The sequence below is a fragment of the Arthrobacter pullicola genome, from assembly GCF_014836875.1.
GTDB lineage: Bacteria > Actinomycetota > Actinomycetes > Actinomycetales > Micrococcaceae > Arthrobacter_B > Arthrobacter_B pullicola.
Map to the genome: position 1 here is coordinate 72,918 of NZ_JACSQC010000005.1, position 16,631 is coordinate 89,548.

General features: G+C 68.0%; 17 protein-coding genes. 4 read left to right on the top strand and 13 right to left on the bottom strand.

The features are described 5' to 3' along the window. The first annotated feature begins 31 nt into the window (after positions 1–31). Together H9638_RS11535 and H9638_RS11540 are read left to right on the top strand one after the other, a co-directional pair. Positions 32–817: an amino acid ABC transporter permease gene (locus tag H9638_RS11535; protein ID WP_191747460.1), complete on the top strand. Its 786-nt coding sequence runs from the start codon at positions 32–34 to the stop codon at positions 815–817. A gap of 6 nt (positions 818–823) precedes the next feature. Then, on the top strand, positions 824–1,585 hold the full coding sequence (locus tag H9638_RS11540) for an amino acid ABC transporter ATP-binding protein (RefSeq protein WP_318241859.1): 762 nt from the start codon (positions 824–826) through the stop codon (positions 1,583–1,585). Between the two features lie 93 nt (positions 1,586–1,678). Here H9638_RS11540 and menD read toward each other — a convergent pair whose 3' ends face one another. From menD to H9638_RS11555, 3 genes are all read right to left on the bottom strand, one after another. Beyond that, a complete protein-coding gene (menD, locus tag H9638_RS11545; RefSeq protein ID WP_191747462.1) occupies positions 1,679–3,409 on the bottom strand; it encodes a 2-succinyl-5-enolpyruvyl-6-hydroxy-3-cyclohexene-1-carboxylic-acid synthase in 1,731 nt (576 codons plus the stop codon). A 22-nt stretch (positions 3,410–3,431) separates the two neighbouring features. Continuing rightward, on the bottom strand, positions 3,432–3,929 hold the full coding sequence (locus H9638_RS11550; RefSeq protein WP_191747464.1) for an ester cyclase: 498 nt from the start codon (positions 3,927–3,929) through the stop codon (positions 3,432–3,434). Between the two features lie 159 nt (positions 3,930–4,088). After that, the gene (locus H9638_RS11555) at positions 4,089–5,096 is read right to left on the bottom strand and encodes an o-succinylbenzoate synthase (RefSeq protein ID WP_191747466.1); all 1,008 of its coding nucleotides are present in this window, start codon (positions 5,094–5,096) and stop codon (positions 4,089–4,091) included. 183 nt (positions 5,097–5,279) lie between these two features. Here H9638_RS11555 and H9638_RS11560 point away from each other — a divergent pair, with 183 nt between their 5' ends. After that, complete coding sequence (locus H9638_RS11560; protein WP_191747468.1) at positions 5,280–6,179, top strand: phosphatase PAP2 family protein; 900 nt, start codon at positions 5,280–5,282, stop codon at positions 6,177–6,179. On the opposite strand, the gene H9638_RS11565 is transcribed toward H9638_RS11560, so the two are convergent. Genes H9638_RS11565 through pdhA form a run of 5 tightly spaced genes read right to left on the bottom strand, consistent with a single transcriptional unit; the run spans position 6,154 to position 12,003 of the window. Then, positions 6,154–7,410 (bottom strand): MFS transporter, encoded by a 1,257-nt coding sequence (locus H9638_RS11565; RefSeq protein WP_191747470.1) that lies wholly within the window; start codon positions 7,408–7,410, stop codon positions 6,154–6,156. The genes H9638_RS11560 and H9638_RS11565 overlap by 26 nt on opposite strands. Then, positions 7,395–8,246, bottom strand: a complete 852-nt coding sequence (locus tag H9638_RS11570; protein WP_191747472.1) for an MBL fold metallo-hydrolase — start codon at positions 8,244–8,246, stop codon at positions 7,395–7,397. Before H9638_RS11570 ends, H9638_RS11565 begins: the two co-directional genes overlap by 16 nt. Before the next feature lie 51 nt (positions 8,247–8,297). Then, positions 8,298–9,767, bottom strand: a complete 1,470-nt coding sequence (locus H9638_RS11575) for a dihydrolipoamide acetyltransferase family protein (protein ID WP_191747878.1) — start codon at positions 9,765–9,767, stop codon at positions 8,298–8,300. Positions 9,768–9,769: 2 nt separating this feature from the next. Then, positions 9,770–10,837, bottom strand: a complete 1,068-nt coding sequence (locus H9638_RS11580; RefSeq protein ID WP_191747474.1) for an alpha-ketoacid dehydrogenase subunit beta — start codon at positions 10,835–10,837, stop codon at positions 9,770–9,772. A gap of 17 nt (positions 10,838–10,854) precedes the next feature. Beyond that, on the bottom strand, positions 10,855–12,003 hold the full coding sequence (gene pdhA, locus H9638_RS11585) for a pyruvate dehydrogenase (acetyl-transferring) E1 component subunit alpha (RefSeq protein WP_191747475.1): 1,149 nt from the start codon (positions 12,001–12,003) through the stop codon (positions 10,855–10,857). A 249-nt stretch (positions 12,004–12,252) separates the two neighbouring features. Between pdhA and H9638_RS11590 the strand changes: the two genes are divergently transcribed. Continuing rightward, positions 12,253–12,705: an Lrp/AsnC family transcriptional regulator gene (locus tag H9638_RS11590; protein ID WP_191747476.1), complete on the top strand. Its 453-nt coding sequence runs from the start codon at positions 12,253–12,255 to the stop codon at positions 12,703–12,705. Positions 12,706–12,825: 120 nt separating this feature from the next. Here the strand turns inward: H9638_RS11590 and H9638_RS11595 are convergent, their stop codons facing one another. The 5 genes from H9638_RS11595 to H9638_RS11615 form a co-directional block, all read right to left on the bottom strand. Beyond that, on the bottom strand, positions 12,826–13,089 hold the full coding sequence (locus tag H9638_RS11595; protein ID WP_191747477.1) for a DUF6480 family protein: 264 nt from the start codon (positions 13,087–13,089) through the stop codon (positions 12,826–12,828). Positions 13,090–13,184: 95 nt separating this feature from the next. Next, positions 13,185–14,441, bottom strand: coding sequence for a Dyp-type peroxidase (locus H9638_RS11600; RefSeq protein ID WP_191747478.1), 1,257 nt, complete (start codon positions 14,439–14,441; stop codon positions 13,185–13,187). Next, on the bottom strand, positions 14,441–15,037 hold the full coding sequence (locus H9638_RS11605) for a copper chaperone PCu(A)C (RefSeq protein ID WP_191747479.1): 597 nt from the start codon (positions 15,035–15,037) through the stop codon (positions 14,441–14,443). Before H9638_RS11605 ends, H9638_RS11600 begins: the two co-directional genes overlap by 1 nt. 139 nt (positions 15,038–15,176) lie before the next feature. After that, positions 15,177–15,809 carry a copper resistance CopC family protein gene (locus tag H9638_RS11610; protein ID WP_191747480.1) on the bottom strand — a complete coding sequence of 211 codons (633 nt, stop codon included), beginning with the start codon at positions 15,807–15,809 and terminating at the stop codon, positions 15,177–15,179. 55 nt (positions 15,810–15,864) lie between these two features. Further along, positions 15,865–16,482, bottom strand: a complete 618-nt coding sequence (locus H9638_RS11615; RefSeq protein WP_191747481.1) for a hypothetical protein — start codon at positions 16,480–16,482, stop codon at positions 15,865–15,867. Between the last annotated feature and the right edge of the window lie 149 nt (positions 16,483–16,631).

A 16,631-nucleotide genomic window follows, 5' to 3' on the forward strand; every position in this document is an offset into this window, starting at 1 on the left:
GGCGCCATCACTTCCGCGGAAGGCCCCTTACTTGAAACCGTCCACCCGTAGACGCCTCACCCGGGGCATCCTGTATGCCATCTTCGTCCTGGCAGTCCTCGCCGTTGTCCTGCTCGCAGACTGGAAAGCGATCGGAGTCAACTTCTTTGACCCCGAGGTGGCCCGCAAGGCCTTCCCGGACATCATCACGGTGGCTGTAAAGAACACCATCATTTACACCGTGATCGCTTTCATCGGCGGTCTGGTCCTGGGCCTGATCCTGGCACTGATGAAGCTCTCTCCCGTCGGTCCGTACCGCTGGGCGGCCACGATCTACATCGAGATCTTCCGGGGCCTGCCCGCACTGCTGGTCATTTTCGCGATGGCCTTTGCCGTACCGATCGCCTTCGCCTGGCGTCCCCCGGGCGGCAGCGCAGGTGCGGGCCTCATCGCCCTGATCCTGGTGTCCGGTGCCTACATCGCCGAGACCATCCGCGCCGGAATCCAGGCAGTCCCGCCCGGACAGGTTGAGGCTGCCCGTTCGCTTGGCATGGGCCCGGCCTGGACCATGATCTCGGTGACCCTGCCCCAGGCGTTCCGGATCATCACCCCGCCGCTGACCAACGAGCTGGTGATCCTGATTAAGGACACCTCGCTGCTGTTCATTGCCGGCATGGCACTGCAGGACCGGGAACTGACGACTTTTGCCCGGGACTCCGTCTCTCAGTCCGCCAACGCCACCCCGCTGGTCCTGGCGGCCGTGATGTACCTGATCATCACCCTGCCGCTGACCCAATTGGTCGCCAAACTCGAACGCCACAACCAGAGAGGCCGGTAGCCCAGCGTGAGCACAGCTGCATCTGTCCCATCCGCAAACCAGCCCGCCATTGAAGTCCGCGACCTGCATAAGTCCTTCGGCGACAATGAGGTCCTCAAGGGCATCGATTTCCACGTTAACCAGGGCGAGGTTGTCTGCGTGATCGGCCCGTCCGGCAGCGGCAAGTCCACCCTGCTGCGCTGCGTAAACCGGCTGGAGGAACCGACCAGCGGCCTCATCCGGGTCGAAGGCGTCGACATCACCGATCCGGAAACAGATCTGGACGCCGTCCGCACCCGCATTGGCATGGTCTTCCAGCAGTTCAACCTCTTCCCGCACCTGAATGTGCTGCAGAACCTGACCCTGGCCCAGCGCCGGGCCAAGAAGCGCGGCAAGGCTGAGGCGGAGGAAACCGCCATGAAGAACCTGGCCAAGGTGGGCCTGGCCGACCGCGCGAAGGCGTTCCCCGCCCAGCTCTCCGGCGGCCAGCAGCAGCGTGTGGCGATCGCCCGCGCCCTGTCCATGGATCCGGACATGATGCTCTTCGACGAGCCCACCAGCGCCCTCGACCCGGAGCTGGTCGGCGACGTCCTCGAAGTAATGCGCCAGCTTGCCGAGGAAGGCATGACCATGATGGTTGTTACCCATGAGATGGGCTTTGCCCGCGAGGTGGGCGACCGGGTGGTCTTTATGGACGGCGGCGTCGTCGTGGAGCAGGGCAACCCCGTGGATGTCCTGGGCAACCCCCGGCACGAGCGCACCCGCTCATTCCTTTCCAAGGTCCTCTAAGGGCCCGTCCGCTGCCGGTTTGGGAGATCGCTGCCGTTCCGCGGCGGAGCGAAATCCCAAACCGGCAGCAGAATCCCAAACCACGCCTTCTGGCTAAACCCCCGCTGCCAGGGACTCCTTCACGGCCGCCTGCACCCGGCGGTGCAGGGAGCGCAGCCCGGTGCGCTGCACCGGTACCTCGATTACCGCCCGGCCGCGGATCGGCGCTTCCAGTGCCGCCGTCAGTTCCTCCGTTGTCCGGGCTGTCTGGTGGGGCACTCCGTAGCCGGCGGCCAGTCCGCCGATGTCCGCCCGGTGCGGGGTGCCGAAGAAACGTTCGACGACGCCGCGGTATTCTTCCCGCTCCCCCAGCTCCCCGTGTTCAAGCAGGCTGAAGATTCCCCCGCCGGAGTCATTGAGCACCACCAGCTGCAGGTCCGGTTCCGTTTCGCCGTCTCCCAGCAACAGGCCGCCGGCGTCGTGCAGGAAGGTCAGGTCTCCCAGCAGCAGGCGGGTCGGGATGCCCTGGGCCAGCGCAATACCGGCCGCCGTGGAGATGGTGCCGTCGATTCCGGCCAGGCCACGGTTGGCGTACACGTCCAGCGGGTGCCAGTGAGTGGACGCCACCAGGTCCACGTCCCGGATCGTGTTGGAGGACCCCAGCACCAGGTTGCCGTCGGACGATTCCCACACCATGCCGGCCACGTGCAGTCCGGTGAGTTCAGCCTCGGACGCGAGCAGCGACTGGATGGAAGCTTCCGCCACACCGGAGGCCCGCTGCCAGGATTCCAGCCAGCCCGGTGCTCCGCTGCCGGCAAAGGCGAGCAGCGCCCCCAGATCCGAGATGACCGTCTCCGGCCGTTTGCCCGGCTCAAACCAGTTCACCGGGCGGGGCACATAGAGCGCCTTCCGCACCTCAGGCCGGGCCAGGAGGGCAGCAACCGGCCGGGACAGGGTGGGACGGCCAAAGACCACCACGCGTTCAATCTGCCCGCCAAGCTCCCCGAGCAGCAGCCGGTAGGCCGGAATGGCGTTGGGGCCGAACCGGGCATTCGACGAGGGCTCCGCGAACAGCGGCAGGCCGGCCCGCTGGGCGAACATCGCCGCCACTTCCCCGGCGCCGTCGCCGGCCACCACCACGGTGTGGTGCGCTCCGGCCAGCTCCGCCAGGGTTCCGGGTTCCCGTTCGGCCGGTTCGGGAAACAGTATCCCGCCTCCGCCACCGGCTGCCGGCACCAGGGCGTCGGCGGCGGTGGGGACCAGCGGGTCACGGAAGTGCAGGTTGATGTGGACAGGCCCTGCGGGCGACGTCCCGCCGACCCGGCCGAAGGCCTCGGAGATTGCCTCCGCCGGGTCCTCCCCAGCCTCCACGGAAGCATGTGCGGCCGGGAACCGGCCGAAGATCCCGTGCTGCACGGTGGTCTGGTTGGCACCGCTGCCGTGCAGCTCGGAAGGACGGTCCGCGGAGAGGACGACCAGCGGGATGCCGGCATGGTGGGCCTCCATCACGGCCGGGAGCAACTCCCCGACGGCCGTGCCCGAGGTTGTGACCACGGCGGCTGGCCGCTGCCCGCCGCGGGAGAGGCCCAGCGCCGTGAATCCGGCAACCCGCTCGTCGATGCGGACATGGACCTGGACCAGTCCCTGCACCTGCGCCTCCGCCAGGGCATAGGCAAGCGGAGCGCTGCGCGACCCGGGGGCCAGGACCACGTCCCGCACGCCGGCTGCCGCGAGGGCGGAGACGGCCGAGCGGGCTGCCTGCAGGGAACTGAGGCTCTTTGCCGCTGCCGGCTCGGCAGCGCCGGTGGAGGAAAACTGGCGGGGGGACTTCGAAGATCCGGTCACCTCTCCATCCTAGGGTTCATGGTCAGGGACCGTGCCCTCCGGGCCTGCCCCTAAACTCTCCCGGAGGCCATTCCAGCGGGTCCGGAGGCCTCAGGCGCCGGAGCACACCTGTCTGCTGAAGCAGGGAGAAGCGGTCCGGCACGCCCCAGTGCTCAGTGATCCTGCCGTCAACCACCGTGGCGACGTCTATGACGGTGAGCTCGACGTGCTTTCCGCTGGGCGGCCCGAAGAACGGACCTGTGTTGGTACCCATGCCGTAAAACCGCGCCCACCCCGTGTCACCGCGGGTGGCCCAGTCCTGCAGTTCATAGCTAATGTCCGGCATAGCCTCGTGCACCTGGCGGATGGCTTCCTTGACGTGTTCGATGGCTTCTGCGCCGCTTCCGTCGAGGCCGAACTGGTGCTCGATGAGGTCCGGTGAGAAAAGCTCGTCCACGATCGAAGTGTCCCCGAGGGCAAAACCCTCGAAAAGGACCCGCCGCAGTACGCTGACACTTTCCGGCAGCTGGGTCTGGTCCATTCTCTGTGTCCTCGCCACTGGGAGTGCGGCCGCACGGTCCGCACCCCGGTAGTGTCTCAGCCGGACAGCTGCGGTTGAGGCATTGGATAAATAGACAATAGGCCCTGCGAAACCGCGGAGGAAGGGAGGGCCGCTGTTCAGCCGGGCCGCCGCCGGAGCCTATCCGTGCGCTGCTGCGCCCAGCCTGCCGTGGACCCGCTCCAGCCGGTCCAGCCACCACTGCCGGCGATCCGCGGAGGCAGCAAAGCGTTCCAGCAGCTCCTCGGACACCGGCACCTCCCGCACAGCCAGCCCGCCGCCGTCGGGCACCAGGGAATCCTCCGTGATATCCCCTGCCATCAGCGACAGCGTGCCAAGTCCGCAGGCGTACGGCAGCTGGGGCAGGGAAGCTGCCAGCGCCACTCCGGCGCGGATCCCCACCGAGGTATCCAGCGCGGAACTGACGACGGCGGGAAGCCCGGCAGCCGCCACGATGTCCAGGGCGCGGCGCACCCCGCCCAGCGGCGCCACCTTAACCACAATCAGGTCTGCGGCATCTTCGCGTGCCACCCGCAGCGGATCGGTTTCCTTGCGCACACTTTCATCGGCGGCGATCAGCACGGGAACGCCTCGGCGATGCAGTTCCAGCCGCACCTCGCGCAGCCCTGCGATCTTCGGCACAGGCTGTTCGGCGTACTCCAGCCCGGCTTCGGCCAGGGCTTCCAGGGCTCCGACTGCGGTGGGCACGTCCCAGCCGCCATTGGCGTCCACCCGGATGCCGGCAGTTGGAAGAAGCCGGCGGACCTCAGCCACCCGGGCCAGGTCCTCCGCCACGGACTGGCCGCGTTCGGCAACTTTCACCTTTACTGCGCTCACGTCACCGAACCGGGCCAGGACACCTTCCACCTGCTCCACCGGAACTGCGGGTACGGTCCCGTTGACCGGCACCGAGCGGCGGAGCGGATCCGGATATCCCTGCCAGGCCGCTTCCACGGCCGCGGCGAGCCACGGAGCAGCCTCGGCGTCGTCATATTCGGGAAACGGCGCGAACTCGCCCCAGCCCGCCGGACCGCGCAGGAGCAGCGCCTCACGGTGCAGGATTCCGCGGAATTTCACCCGCATGGGAATCGAGACGACGTGCGCCTGTCCGCGAAGGGTACTGAGGCCGGGAAGGGTATTCGAATCCACCCAGCCAGCCTACCCGCGGGACGCCGCCGGCAGACCGCGTGCCGAGGTGGGCCGCCGCTGCAGCCGGGAGGACCGCCGTGCCGCAGTCATACTGGCGGCAGCCGGACGATATTGAGGAGCAGGTGTGCGGCGCGGTGGACGGCGCACAGGAAACCGTCATGGACCTGTGGCACGCTGGAGGGAATGGATACGCGCAATCTCCTGAGCAAACGGACACCGGCCCGCCGCCGGGCCGGGCATAACCCTGCCCTGTTCCTCTTCGCCGCACTGCTGGCCGCGGCGGGTGCTGCCCTGACCTACTTCGGTTTTGTGCGCACCACCACCGGGCAGCTGGCCGATGAATCGGCGTGGCGCGAGGCAGAAGTGGTGGCACCGGCCACGCATGTCCCCGCCCTCGAGATCCTGGATAACCTGCCGCTGCTCTCGGTCTTCATCGCCCTTGCCGTCATCGTGGCCGTCACCATCGCCCGGAAGCGTCTATCCCCGGCCATCATCGCCGTCGCTGCCATGGCCGCGGCCAATCTGGCGACCCAGCTGCTGAAAAACCTGCTGCTGGACCGTCCGGACCGCGGCGTAATTACCCTGGACTTCAATTCCCTGCCATCAGGGCACACCACCCTGGCGGCCTCCGCCATGGCCGCCATTTTCCTGGTCGCTTCCCCTCGCTGGAGGCCCGCCGCCGCTGCCCTGGGCGGCACCTACGCAGTGCTGGCCGGAGCGGCAACTTTCTTCAACCTCTGGCACCGCCCGGCCGACGTCGTCGCGGCGTTCTTTGTGGTGTCCACCTGCACGCTGATAGGCGGCTTGGTGATGCTGAGGACAAATCCGGACTGGAACTCCTGGCCCGCGGGCGGGCGGAGCGCCGGAACCAGGTTCTGGACCGGCGCCTGCATCATAGCGGGAGCCCTTGCACTGACAATCGCCGCCGCGGTGTACGCATATGCGCGCTGGGGGACCGGTATCGCCGCCCTGGACGGCAGCCCGCTGTACTTCTGGAGCGGCCTAGCACTGATTGTGGGAGTCGGTTACAGCCTGGCCGCGCTGGGCTCGCTGCTGTTCAGCCAGCAGGCGGGCGACCGCTAGCCGCACCAACCGGGGGCCGGCCCTTGGGCACCCAGCGCCACAGGACCACCGCACCCGCCACCCCCAGCAGCGCCGTCGCCCCGATCCCCGCGGAGAGCGAGAGCACCGCCGTGACCCCGGCGAGGAGGCCAGGACCGCCTAGGGTGCCGATGTCGGAGAGCAGCCGCCAGATACCGAGGAACTGCGGGCGTCCGGGCTGCGGGGAAAAGTCCGCCCCCAGGGTCATCACGATCCCCGATCCGATGCCGTTCCCGAAGCCGATGAGCAGCGCGGCGGCCAGCAGTCCAAGCGGGCTGGACGTCAGCGGCAGCAGGGCCAGCCCCAAGGCCATCAGGAGCATGCAGGGCACCGCTACGGCACGCCGTCCGCGCAGGTCCATCACCCGCCCGGCCGGGTAAAAAATCAGCATGTCGATGCCCGCGGAGATCCCGTAAATGATTGCTGTCTGGGTGGGGTCGATGCCCAGGTGCTGCGCCCAGAGCGGGATCACGGCCTGCCGGGTGGCCCGGACGGCAGCAATCAGCAGCACCCCGATTCCAACCGTGCGGAAAACCCGGGAGTGGCTGGTCAGGATGGATCTGATGGTCGGCGGGGCAGCCGCGTTTACGGCTTCCGCGCGTTGTCCGTTTCGCCGGCGCCGGCCCGTCCGCTGAACACGGACCGTGGGCTCCGGCACGGTCAGGCTGAGCACGCCGGCGGCCAGGGCGGCCCCGGCCCCCACCCAATACGCCCCTGGTGTACCGGCGAAGTGCATGGCTGCCGCGGCCGCGAAGGGGCCCAGGAACACACCGATCCGGTTGGATCCGCCCAGTGTGGAGAGCGCCCGGGCACGGTAGTGCAGCGGCACCGCTTCGGTCACGTAGCTCTGCCGTGCCAGCCCGAAAACGGCACCAGCCATACCGACCATAAAGACGGCAACCGCAAAAACCCACAGCACCGGGACGACCGCGGCCAGGACCATGGCGGCCGCGCACCAGGCCGCCGCCCCTACCAGCGCCCATTTCTCCCCAAACCGGGTGGTGATGAGGGTGGCGGGAACGTTGGCGACGAGCGACCCGATGCCGGTCAGGGTGACGATGAGGGCAGCCAGGGCAACGGTTGCCCCCAGATCGCTGGCGGTGAGGGCGACGACGGGCAGGATAGCCCCTATGGCGGTTCCGTACAGGACGGTCGGCCCGAAGGCCGGGACGGCAATGCTGCGCAGGCTGAACGTGTCTATTGCTTCAGCCATTTCCACCGGGCGAGGGTCCGCAGCCGGGTGAGCAGCGCACGTGACTGTTCCGGTCCGTAGGGCAGGATCGGCACGGCCTTGGTCACATCCGTGGAGGCCTGTTCCATGGCACTGCGCGTCACGGCGACGGCGGTGCGCATCTTGTTCATCTGCGTGGTCACGAAGTCCATGGTCACCGGTTTGCCGTGGCCGGGCACCACGGTGGCGTAAAGGTCTTCGAGGGCGGTGATTTTGCCCAGGGTCCGGATCCACTCCTTCGGGAAGGAGTCGCCGAAGTTCGGATCGGCCCCTTCTTCAACCAGGTCGCCGGCAAACAGGACGTCTCCCGCCCCCACCAGGAGATCGTGGTTCGTGTGGCCGCGGCCCAGGTGGAACAGGGTCACGGAGATTCCGCCGAGGTCCAGGTCTGCGGGGCTGCCGTCCACCAGCCGGTTCGGCACGGCAATGCCGGTGTAGCCGCCGGTGCCCGAGGCCATGGCGGGTTCGACGGCGGCTACCGCGGCCCGCTGCTTTTCCCCGTCTTCCGCGATCACCGCGGCGCAGGCGCTGGTAGCCCAGATCTCCTCCACGCCGTGGGCCAGCACGTAGCTGTTGCCGTAGAAGTGGTCGAAATGCGCGTGGGTATTGACGGCGGTGACCGGCAGGTCCGTGAGCTGCCGGACGCCGTCGAGGATGGTTTTGGCCTGGGCCGGACCGGCGCCGGTGTCGATCAGCAGGGCGCGCTCATCACCGATGACCAGTCCGGTGTTCATTCCCCAGCCGGGGTTGGTCCGCACGTAAATGCGCGGCGCAACCTCCAGCCAGTCATTCGGAATCTGCTGGCCTGCCTGCGTCATGGTGTCCGTCCTTCGGGTCTGTCCGGAACCAAACCTACCGCGTATCGGACATCACAGGTCTGCCAGCACGCTCCCGGGGTTCTCTATTGCGTCGGCGACGTAACGCAGGAAACCTCCTGCGGTCCCGCCGTCGCAGACCCGGTGGTCGAAAACCAGGGTCAGTTCGGTGAGCTTACGGACAGCCAGTTCTCCGTCCACGACCCACGGCTTGTCGATGATGCGGCCAATGCCCAGGATTGCTGATTCGGGATAGTTGATGATGGCCGCGCTGCCGTCCACCCCGAAGACCCCGTAGTTGTTCAGGGTAAATGTTCCGGAGGTGAGCTCGGCGGGTGTGGCTGCCCCGGACCGGGCCGCAGCCGTGAGCCGGCGGATCTCGGCGTCGAGCTCCCGGGCGCTTAGCTTTTCAGCGTGCCGGATCGAGGGAACCATGAGGCCCCGCTCGGTCTGCGCCGCGAAGCCGAGGTTCACGCCGTCGAACGCCAGAAGCTCCGCTTCACCGGTCCCGTTGCGGACATAGCGGGTATTCAGCTCCGGGAAACGACGCAGGCCAGCCAGGACGAACCGGGCCAGGAACGCCATCAGTCCCGGGGTATTGTCCGGATCCCGGCGCTTCAGGCCGGCGCGCAGTTCCAGCAGCGCAGTGGCGTCCACGTCCACCCAGACCGTCGCTTCGGGGATTTCGGTGCGGCTGGCGCTGAGGTTGGCGGCGACCGTGCGGCGCAGACCCTTGACCGAGGTGCGGCTGGTGATGCCCAGCCCGGAACGCGGATCCGTGCCGGGCGCGGTGTCAACGGCGGCGCCGGAAGCGGGGGCCGGGGCGGGTGTGCGGGAGGGCATGGGCGGGTGGGTGCTGGCGCCGGCAATGGCCTGCTCGACGTCGCGGCGCAGGATCAGCCCGTCCGCACCGCTGCCGGACAGGGCGGTCAGTGACAGTCCGGCTTCGCGGGCCAGCCGCCGCACGAGCGGGGAAATGCAGCGCGGAGCCTCGAGCGCCGCGGTGGCGGCGTGAACTGCCACGGCCTGCACAGCCGCCGGAACAACGGCGGACGCAGCAGCAGCCGGCGGGAGCGCTGACCCGCCCGCGCGGCCCGGACGCGGCGCGCGGGTCCGGCGGTTGGTTCCGTGGTTGCCCGGGGTCCCGTAACCGATCAGCACGTTGCCGGATCCGGCACGTTCCTCCTGCCTGTAGGCTTCCCCGGCGGCGTCGGGCGCACCTGCGGGTGCCGGCACCGCTGCGGTATCGCCTGCGGGTGTGGCAGCTGGTTCCGGGAGCCCGGCAGCCGCCGTCGTGCGTACCGAAATCAGCGGCTTGCCGACGTCGATGCTCTCACCGGCGGCGCCGTGCAGTGCCTCCACGATCCCGGCAAACGGCGAGGGAACCTCCACCAGGGATTTCGCGGTTTCCACCTCGGCCACCGGCTGGTCCACGGCGATCGTGTCCCCCTCGGCGACCAGCCAGTTCACCAGCTCGGCATCGGTCAGGCCTTCACCCAGGTCAGGGAGCAGGAAGGTACGCACGCTCACTTGTCCTCCCACTGCAGTTCGTCAACGGTGTCCAGGATCCGGTCCACGCCGGGCAGGAAGAAGTGCTCCAGCTTCGGCGCCGGATAGGGAATGTCGAAGCCTGTGACCCGGAGCACGGGGGCCGCGAGGGAATGGAAGCAGCGTTCCTGGATGCGGGCAACGATTTCGGAGGCCACGGACGCGAAACCGGGTGCTTCTGAAATGACCACGGCGCGGCCGGTCCTGCGCACGGACGCGCAGACGGTTTCGTCGTCGAACGGCACAATGCTGCGGACGTCGATGACTTCCAGGCTGCGGCCCTCGGCGGCGGCGGCTTCCGCAGCGGCCAGGGCGGTGGAGACGGACGGTCCGTAAGCGATCAGGGTTGCGTCGGTTCCCTGCCGGGCGACGGCGGCTGAACCGATCCCGGTTCCGGGCTGGGTGTCATTGGCTGCACCGCGGGATGCGTCGGCCTCGGCGCGCAGCCCGGCCAGGTCCACCTCTTCCTTGGTCCAGTACAGTTTCTTGGGCTCCAGGAAGACCACCGGGTCCGGGTAGCGGATGGCTTCGCGCAGCAGGGTGTAGGCGTCGGCCACGGTGGCCGGAGCCAGCACGGTCAGACCGGGCGTGTGCGCGTAGTAGGACTCCGAGGAATCGCAGTGGTGCTCCACTCCCCCGATTCCGCCGGCGTACGGGATGCGGATGACCAGGGGCAGCTTGACCTTCCCGCGGGTGCGGTTGGACATCTTGGCCACGTGGCTGACCACCTGCTCGAAGGCGGGGTAGGCGAACGCGTCGAACTGCATCTCCACGACCGGGCGCATCCCGTTCATGGCCATGCCCACGGCCATGCCCATGATGCCGGACTCGGCCAGCGGGGTGTCGAAGCAGCGGTCCTCGCCGAAGCGGGCCGTCAGGCCGTCGGTGATCCGGAAAACACCGCCGAGCGGGCCAACATCTTCGCCGAAGATAACAACGTTTGGATCTGCTTCCAGTTCATCGGCCAGGGCCGTGTTCAGGGCCTTGGCGAACGTCAGGGACACCTTCGTGGAAACGGGCGCCGGTGCGTGGTCTGTGACTGTCATGGTGGTTCGTGTCCCTCTTAGGCCTGGGTCCGGGAGAGTTCGTCCTGCAGCAGGGCGGCCTGCTCGGCCAGCTGGGGAGTCCGCCGCTCATAAACGAAGTTGAAAAGGTCCATTGGCTCGGGCTCAGTGTCGGTGTTCAGCCCGTCGCGGATGCGGGACGCGACCGTCTCGGCATCTGCGGCCATGGCTTCCTCCGCGGCGTCGTCGAGCAGCCCCAGATCGCGCAGGTAGGTGCGCAGCCGCGTCAGCGGATCCTTCGGCACCCACTCGGCGACGTCAGCCTCGGAACGGTACCGGGTGGCGTCGTCGGCGTTGGTGTGGGCCTGCATGCGGTAGGTGTGGGCTTCCACAAGGGCCGGGCCGCCGCCTTCGCGGGCCCGTTCGACGGCGGTGCCCAGGACGGCCAGGAGCGCAGCGGCGTCGTTGCCGTCCACCCGCTCGCCGGGCATCCCGTAGCCGATGGCCTTGTGCGCCAGGGACGGTGCCACGCTCTGGTTCTTCAGCGGCACGGAGATGGCATATTCGTTGTTCTGGACGAAGAAGACCACCGGGACGTGGAACACGGCGGCAAAGTTCAGGGCTTCATGGAAGTCGCCTTCGCTGGTGGCTCCGTCGCCGCACATGGCCAGGACAACGGTGTTCTCGCCGCGCAGCTTCGCCGCGTGGGCCACGCCGACGGCGTGCAGCAGCTGGGTGGCCAGCGGAGTGGCCTGCGGTGCGACGTGGTGTTCGTACGGGTCGTAGCCGGCGTGCCAGTCCCCCTTGAGCAGGGTCAGCACCTGCAGCGGGTCGACGCCGCGGTGGACGACGGCGACCGTGTCGCGGTAGGTCGGGAACATCCAGTCGCCGTCGGACAGTACGGCTGCGGCGGCGATCTGGCAGGCTTCCTGGCCGTGGGATGACGGGTAGACCGCCAGGCGGCCCTGCCGGACCAGGGCATTGGCCTGGTCATTGATCCGCCGTCCGGTCACGAGCCCTTCGTAGGCGGACCGGAGGGCGTCTCCGTCGGGGAGCGGGTACTTGTCATTGTGGCGGTGGGTGCCGTCCGCGGTGATCAGCTGGACCGGGGACGCGGAGGGCAGCATGGTGTCGGTGCGGTCCTCGTTATCCTCCGGACGCTGACTCTGCGCGGACCCGGGATGTGTGTGGCCGGTGGGAATAGTCATGGAAGCCTCCGTCATCAGCGGCGGATGCGGACAGGCCTCGAAGCGGCTCACTGCATATCAGCAATCTGACAGCAGCAATCTGCCCCTGCAAGCCCAGCCACACGGGTGGAATTTCTGTAAGCCCAGTATGGATAGACCTACGATTCGCATCCAGCTTTGCCGGAAATCCTAGATTTTTGGGTGTGAAAACCGTACGCTGGTGGACAAGTTGTAAAAGTGAGCTGGATTACTTTGAAGGATGTAGACACTATGGCGGAGACTCCGGCCGCAGCACTGGATGAGATCGACAAGTCCATCCTGGAGGAGCTGACCCGCGACGGGCGCGCCTCAGTGAGCGCTGTGGCCGAGGCGGTCCATATCTCGCGCGCCCATGCCTATTCGCGGATTTCCAAGCTGACCAGCTCCGGCGTGCTGACCCGCTTCACCGCCGTGGTGGATCCGGTGAAGGCCGGGCTGCGGTCCAGTGCCTACGTCACGCTCAAAGTCCGCCAGCATTCCTGGCGTGAACTGAAGGACGCGCTGCGCAAGATCCCGGAGGTGCACCACGTTGCCCTGGTGGGTGGCTCCTTTGACGTGATCCTGCTGGTCCGGGCGGAGGACAACCTGCACCTGCGCCAGGTCATCTTCGACCACCTGCAGTCCATGCCCGGAGTCCTGGACACCCAGACGTTCCTGGTCTTCGAAGACCTCGATATCCGCTGAGACTGGATTCAGCTCCAGCGGATTAACCCCAACGGCCGCCGCAGTACGGGTGCGAACCCGGAACTGCGGCGGCCGTTGGGCACGCGGGGGCAGGAACGCCTGCTGCCAGCGTCAGGGGAACTAGTCTTCGTCGTGCCCCTGGTCCATGCTCATCTGGTTTTCTGCCGGCGGAGTCTCGCCCGGAGGCACTCCGCCGCCGGGTTCCAGTCCCGTGATGTTGCCTTCTGCGGGATCGGGGTTGGCGCGGCTGCCCTTCTCTCCGCTTCCGGCGTGGTTGCCGGTGCCCTCACCGGTCCCGGGACCCTTCTGCGCCGCGGCCGCTTCGGCGTCCTTGGGCTTGTCTGGATTCGCCGGATCGTTGTTCGGGTCATAGCTCTGTGTCATCGTCGCCTTTCGGTCGGGCCCCGCCAGGGGAACGGGAAATCGATCAGCATGCTGATGAATCCAACCTAGCGGGGCCACGCCGCGGGAGCAATCTGCTACTCGAAGAGGCTCTCCCCCACGAATCCGCCCTCCCGCGCGCCCGGCGGGACAGCGAACACCGCCGAACCAATCGGCGTCGTCCATTCATTGAGCAGGTCCAGCTTGTCCAGGCGCTCCTGGATGGGCACAAACTGGGCCGTGACATCTGCCTGGTAGGAGACAAAGACCTGGCCGGCATCGGAGACGGCTCCCCCGGGTTCCGGCGCGGCGTCGTAATTGTAGGAACGCCGCAGGATGCGCTGCCGCGGATTATCCGGCCGGGCGCGGCGCATGTGCGCGTAGTCCGGAATCACCGGGAACCCCAGGGAGGTGACGGCCTCGAAATCCGGCTCGTCGTGTTCAGCGGAGCCGGTCAGCGGTGCGCCGTTGGCCAGCGTCCGTCCGACCGATTCCTCCCGTCCGCGCCGGTCCAGTTCATCCCAGGTGTCCAGGTTCATAGCTATCCGGCGCACGACGACGGACGTTCCGCCTTCCAGCCAGGCCGGAATCTCGGTATCGCCCCAGACCACGCGGTCGAACTCGGCCGTCCCCGGCACAGGATTCGCCGATCCGTCCACCTGCCCGAAGAGGTTCCGTGCGGTGGTGCCGGCCTGTTCGCTGCCATAGGCGCGGCGGAATCCGGACTGGATCCAGCGCACGACGGCGAAGGACCGGCTGTCCTTGAGCAGCATGCGCTGGGCATGGGCGAGCGTCAGCGGATCATCGGCACAGAGCTGCAGCAGCAGGTCGCCACCGTTCCAGCGCTCCTGCAGGGCGTCGATGCCAAAGGCGGGCAGCGGAGCCAGCCAGGCCGGTGCCAGGTGCGGGGCGACGGCGGCCACGAGCCGCGGCCCGAACCCGAACGTCACGGTCAGCCGGGCCGGCAGAACGGCCAGCTCGGCCTCTGTGTCAGCAAGGGCGGGCTGCCCCTGGGTCAGGGCAGCGGCGTCGTCGCTGAGCAGGCGCAGCAGGGACCGGATGCGGTCCCTGCCCACGCCGTCGCGCAGGTCCAGCGCCACAAAGGACGCGTGGGCCGGCGGCGGGGTTTCAATGCCTGCCTGATGAAGACCGAAGAACGGGACAATCTGGCTGCCGTTGGCGCCGGCCTCGTCCAGCCCGGTCCGGACCAGGTCCGGGGCAGCGGATCCGGCCCGGCCGGCGGCCAGCTGCGCGCCGGCTGCGGCAACCGCACCCAGGCCGGCTGCTGCCCCGCCGAAGAGCAGGTGCCGGCGGGCGACTCCCCCGTTGCGGGGTGGAGCTGATTCCGGGCTCATCAGTGGTCCACAGTGCCGTGGGTGTCTTCAGTGCCGTGGGTGTCATCAGTGCCGTGGCTGTGCTCGTGGTCTGCGTCGGCGTCGGCGCCGCCGCCGTAGTTTTCATTGGCTCCGGCAAAGTCCTTGGCGATGACCTCGATGCCGGTGGTGCTGCCGTCAGCCAGTTCCAGGGTGATCGGCAGCGTGTCTCCCGCAAGCAGGCCGTCCTCCAGGCCCATCAGCATCAGATGGCTGGCGCCGGGTCCCAGCAGGTATTCGCCACCTGCCGGAATGATGAACCCGCCGTCGATCTCCTGCATGGTCATGGCGCCGTCAGCTCCGGCTGCCGTTTCATGCAGTTCAACGGAGGCGGCTGCCGGAGAGTTGGCGGCGACCACGGTGAGGTCGTCAGCGCCGCTGTTTTTCAGGGTTCCGAAGACTCCGGTCATGCCGCCGGCGTCCGCGGCCTTGGCCCAGGCGCCGGTGATGGTCAGGGAGTGCGCCTGTTCAGCCGCGGCTGACGACGCGGTACCGGAAGCCGGGGCGTCCGCTCCACAGCCGGCCAGCCCGACGGCGGACAGGGCGAGGACTGCTGCTGCAAGGGGGATTTTTTTCATGGGGAAGGTACTCCAAAGGGGTAAGTGTCCGGGCACGCACAAGGGGCCGGAAAAGGGTGTGGGAGTCCTGCGGCGCCGCACCGGCACCGCAGGAAAGGGCTCGCGCCGGGCCGTCAGGCCCGGCGCGGAAGAGGTGAAGCTAGGCGTTGCCGCCGCGGCGGCGCTTGTTCACGACGACGACGATGACGTAGATGATCACTCCGATGAGGGCTCCGCCCAGGGCCGTCAGGACCCAACCCATGGGACCGAAAGTGCTGGTGTTTTCACCCGAAGCTGTGGTGGCGGATTCTTCGGGAGCCGGAGTTGTGGCTTCGGCAGTCGGAGTTGCAGCCGCTGTGCCCGTTTCAGCCTGATCGGTGGCCGCGCCGCTGGAGACAGGTGCACCCACGGTGAAGCTGAACGCACCGGTGATCGGGTGTCCGTCGCTCGAGACGGCCCGCCAGGTGACCTGGTACTCACCGTCGGTAAGGGCGGGAAGCTTCTGGACCAGGGTTTCCCGGTTCAGGACCGGTTCGGACTCGACCAGGTTGGTCCCGGAGGCATCAGCGACGATCACCTGGTTGCCCAGGTCCATCAGTTCGGCACTGAACACGAGTTCAATTTCGGCAGGCGCCTCGTCCAGCACCGTACCGTCGGCCGGTGTGGCAGAAACAAGTTCATCGTGGGCCAGGGCAGGCGGAGCGGCTACCAGGAAGAGGGCAAGGGCACCGAACAGTGCGGTGGCGAGAAGGACGGCGCGCGTACGGGCGTGCTGGAAAAGGGAGGTTGTCATTACTGCTTTCCGTTCCGTGGCGGAACTGCGGTTCGTGTGGATGCGCTCAGGGCGCTTAGGCGGACACGAATGCAGCCGGCGGGCCACGATGGCGGAAAGTCAGCAGAGGTATGCCCAGATTACGCAGGCCCCTTGGACGGTAGGCGAGCACCCGGGCCACCGGGCGGGGAAGGTGCTCCGGCTGGAACAGCGGGAGCAGGGCGCCGGGCCGCAGCCCCAGGGCTTCGCTGAGCCTGCGGGCCGTTTTCTCGCCGCAGGCCAGCAGCCACACCGTCGCGGCTGCCGCGAGGGCGTGGCTGAACCACATGAGGAGTCCCGCGGCGGCGGCCGCCTGGGCAGGCTCGGCCGCGAGGGAACGTTCGGCCACGCCGGTAAAGAAGGCGGTGTGGCCGGCATGTCCTGCCTGGGTCCCGACCGTTGCCGGCGCGGACCCCAGGCTGAACAGGAAGTGGAAAAGTCCCTGGCTGAAGACCACCGCCGCGGAGAGCCGCAGCAGTGAGAGCGAGCGTCCAGCGAGAAGGCAGCTGAACATTCCGGACAGTGCCAGGGAGAACAGGACGATGGCGGGCTCCGGTGTGGAACCTCCGCCAAGCACATGCGACGCGGAGGCGACAGCCGTGGCCGCAAATGCTGCGGCCCAGCCACGCACCAGGCGTGCGGCACGCACAGTCATGAGTCCTCCTCGGGCACCGGATGCCGGGCAGGGTGGTGCTCCGGCCCTGTCATTCTCCCGGAGTTTGGCGGTGCTGTCGAATGGGACGGCACCGCGGTGACAGCCGGCCAGGCTGGGCGGCCCGGCACCCCTTCCGGCCGGCACCGGGG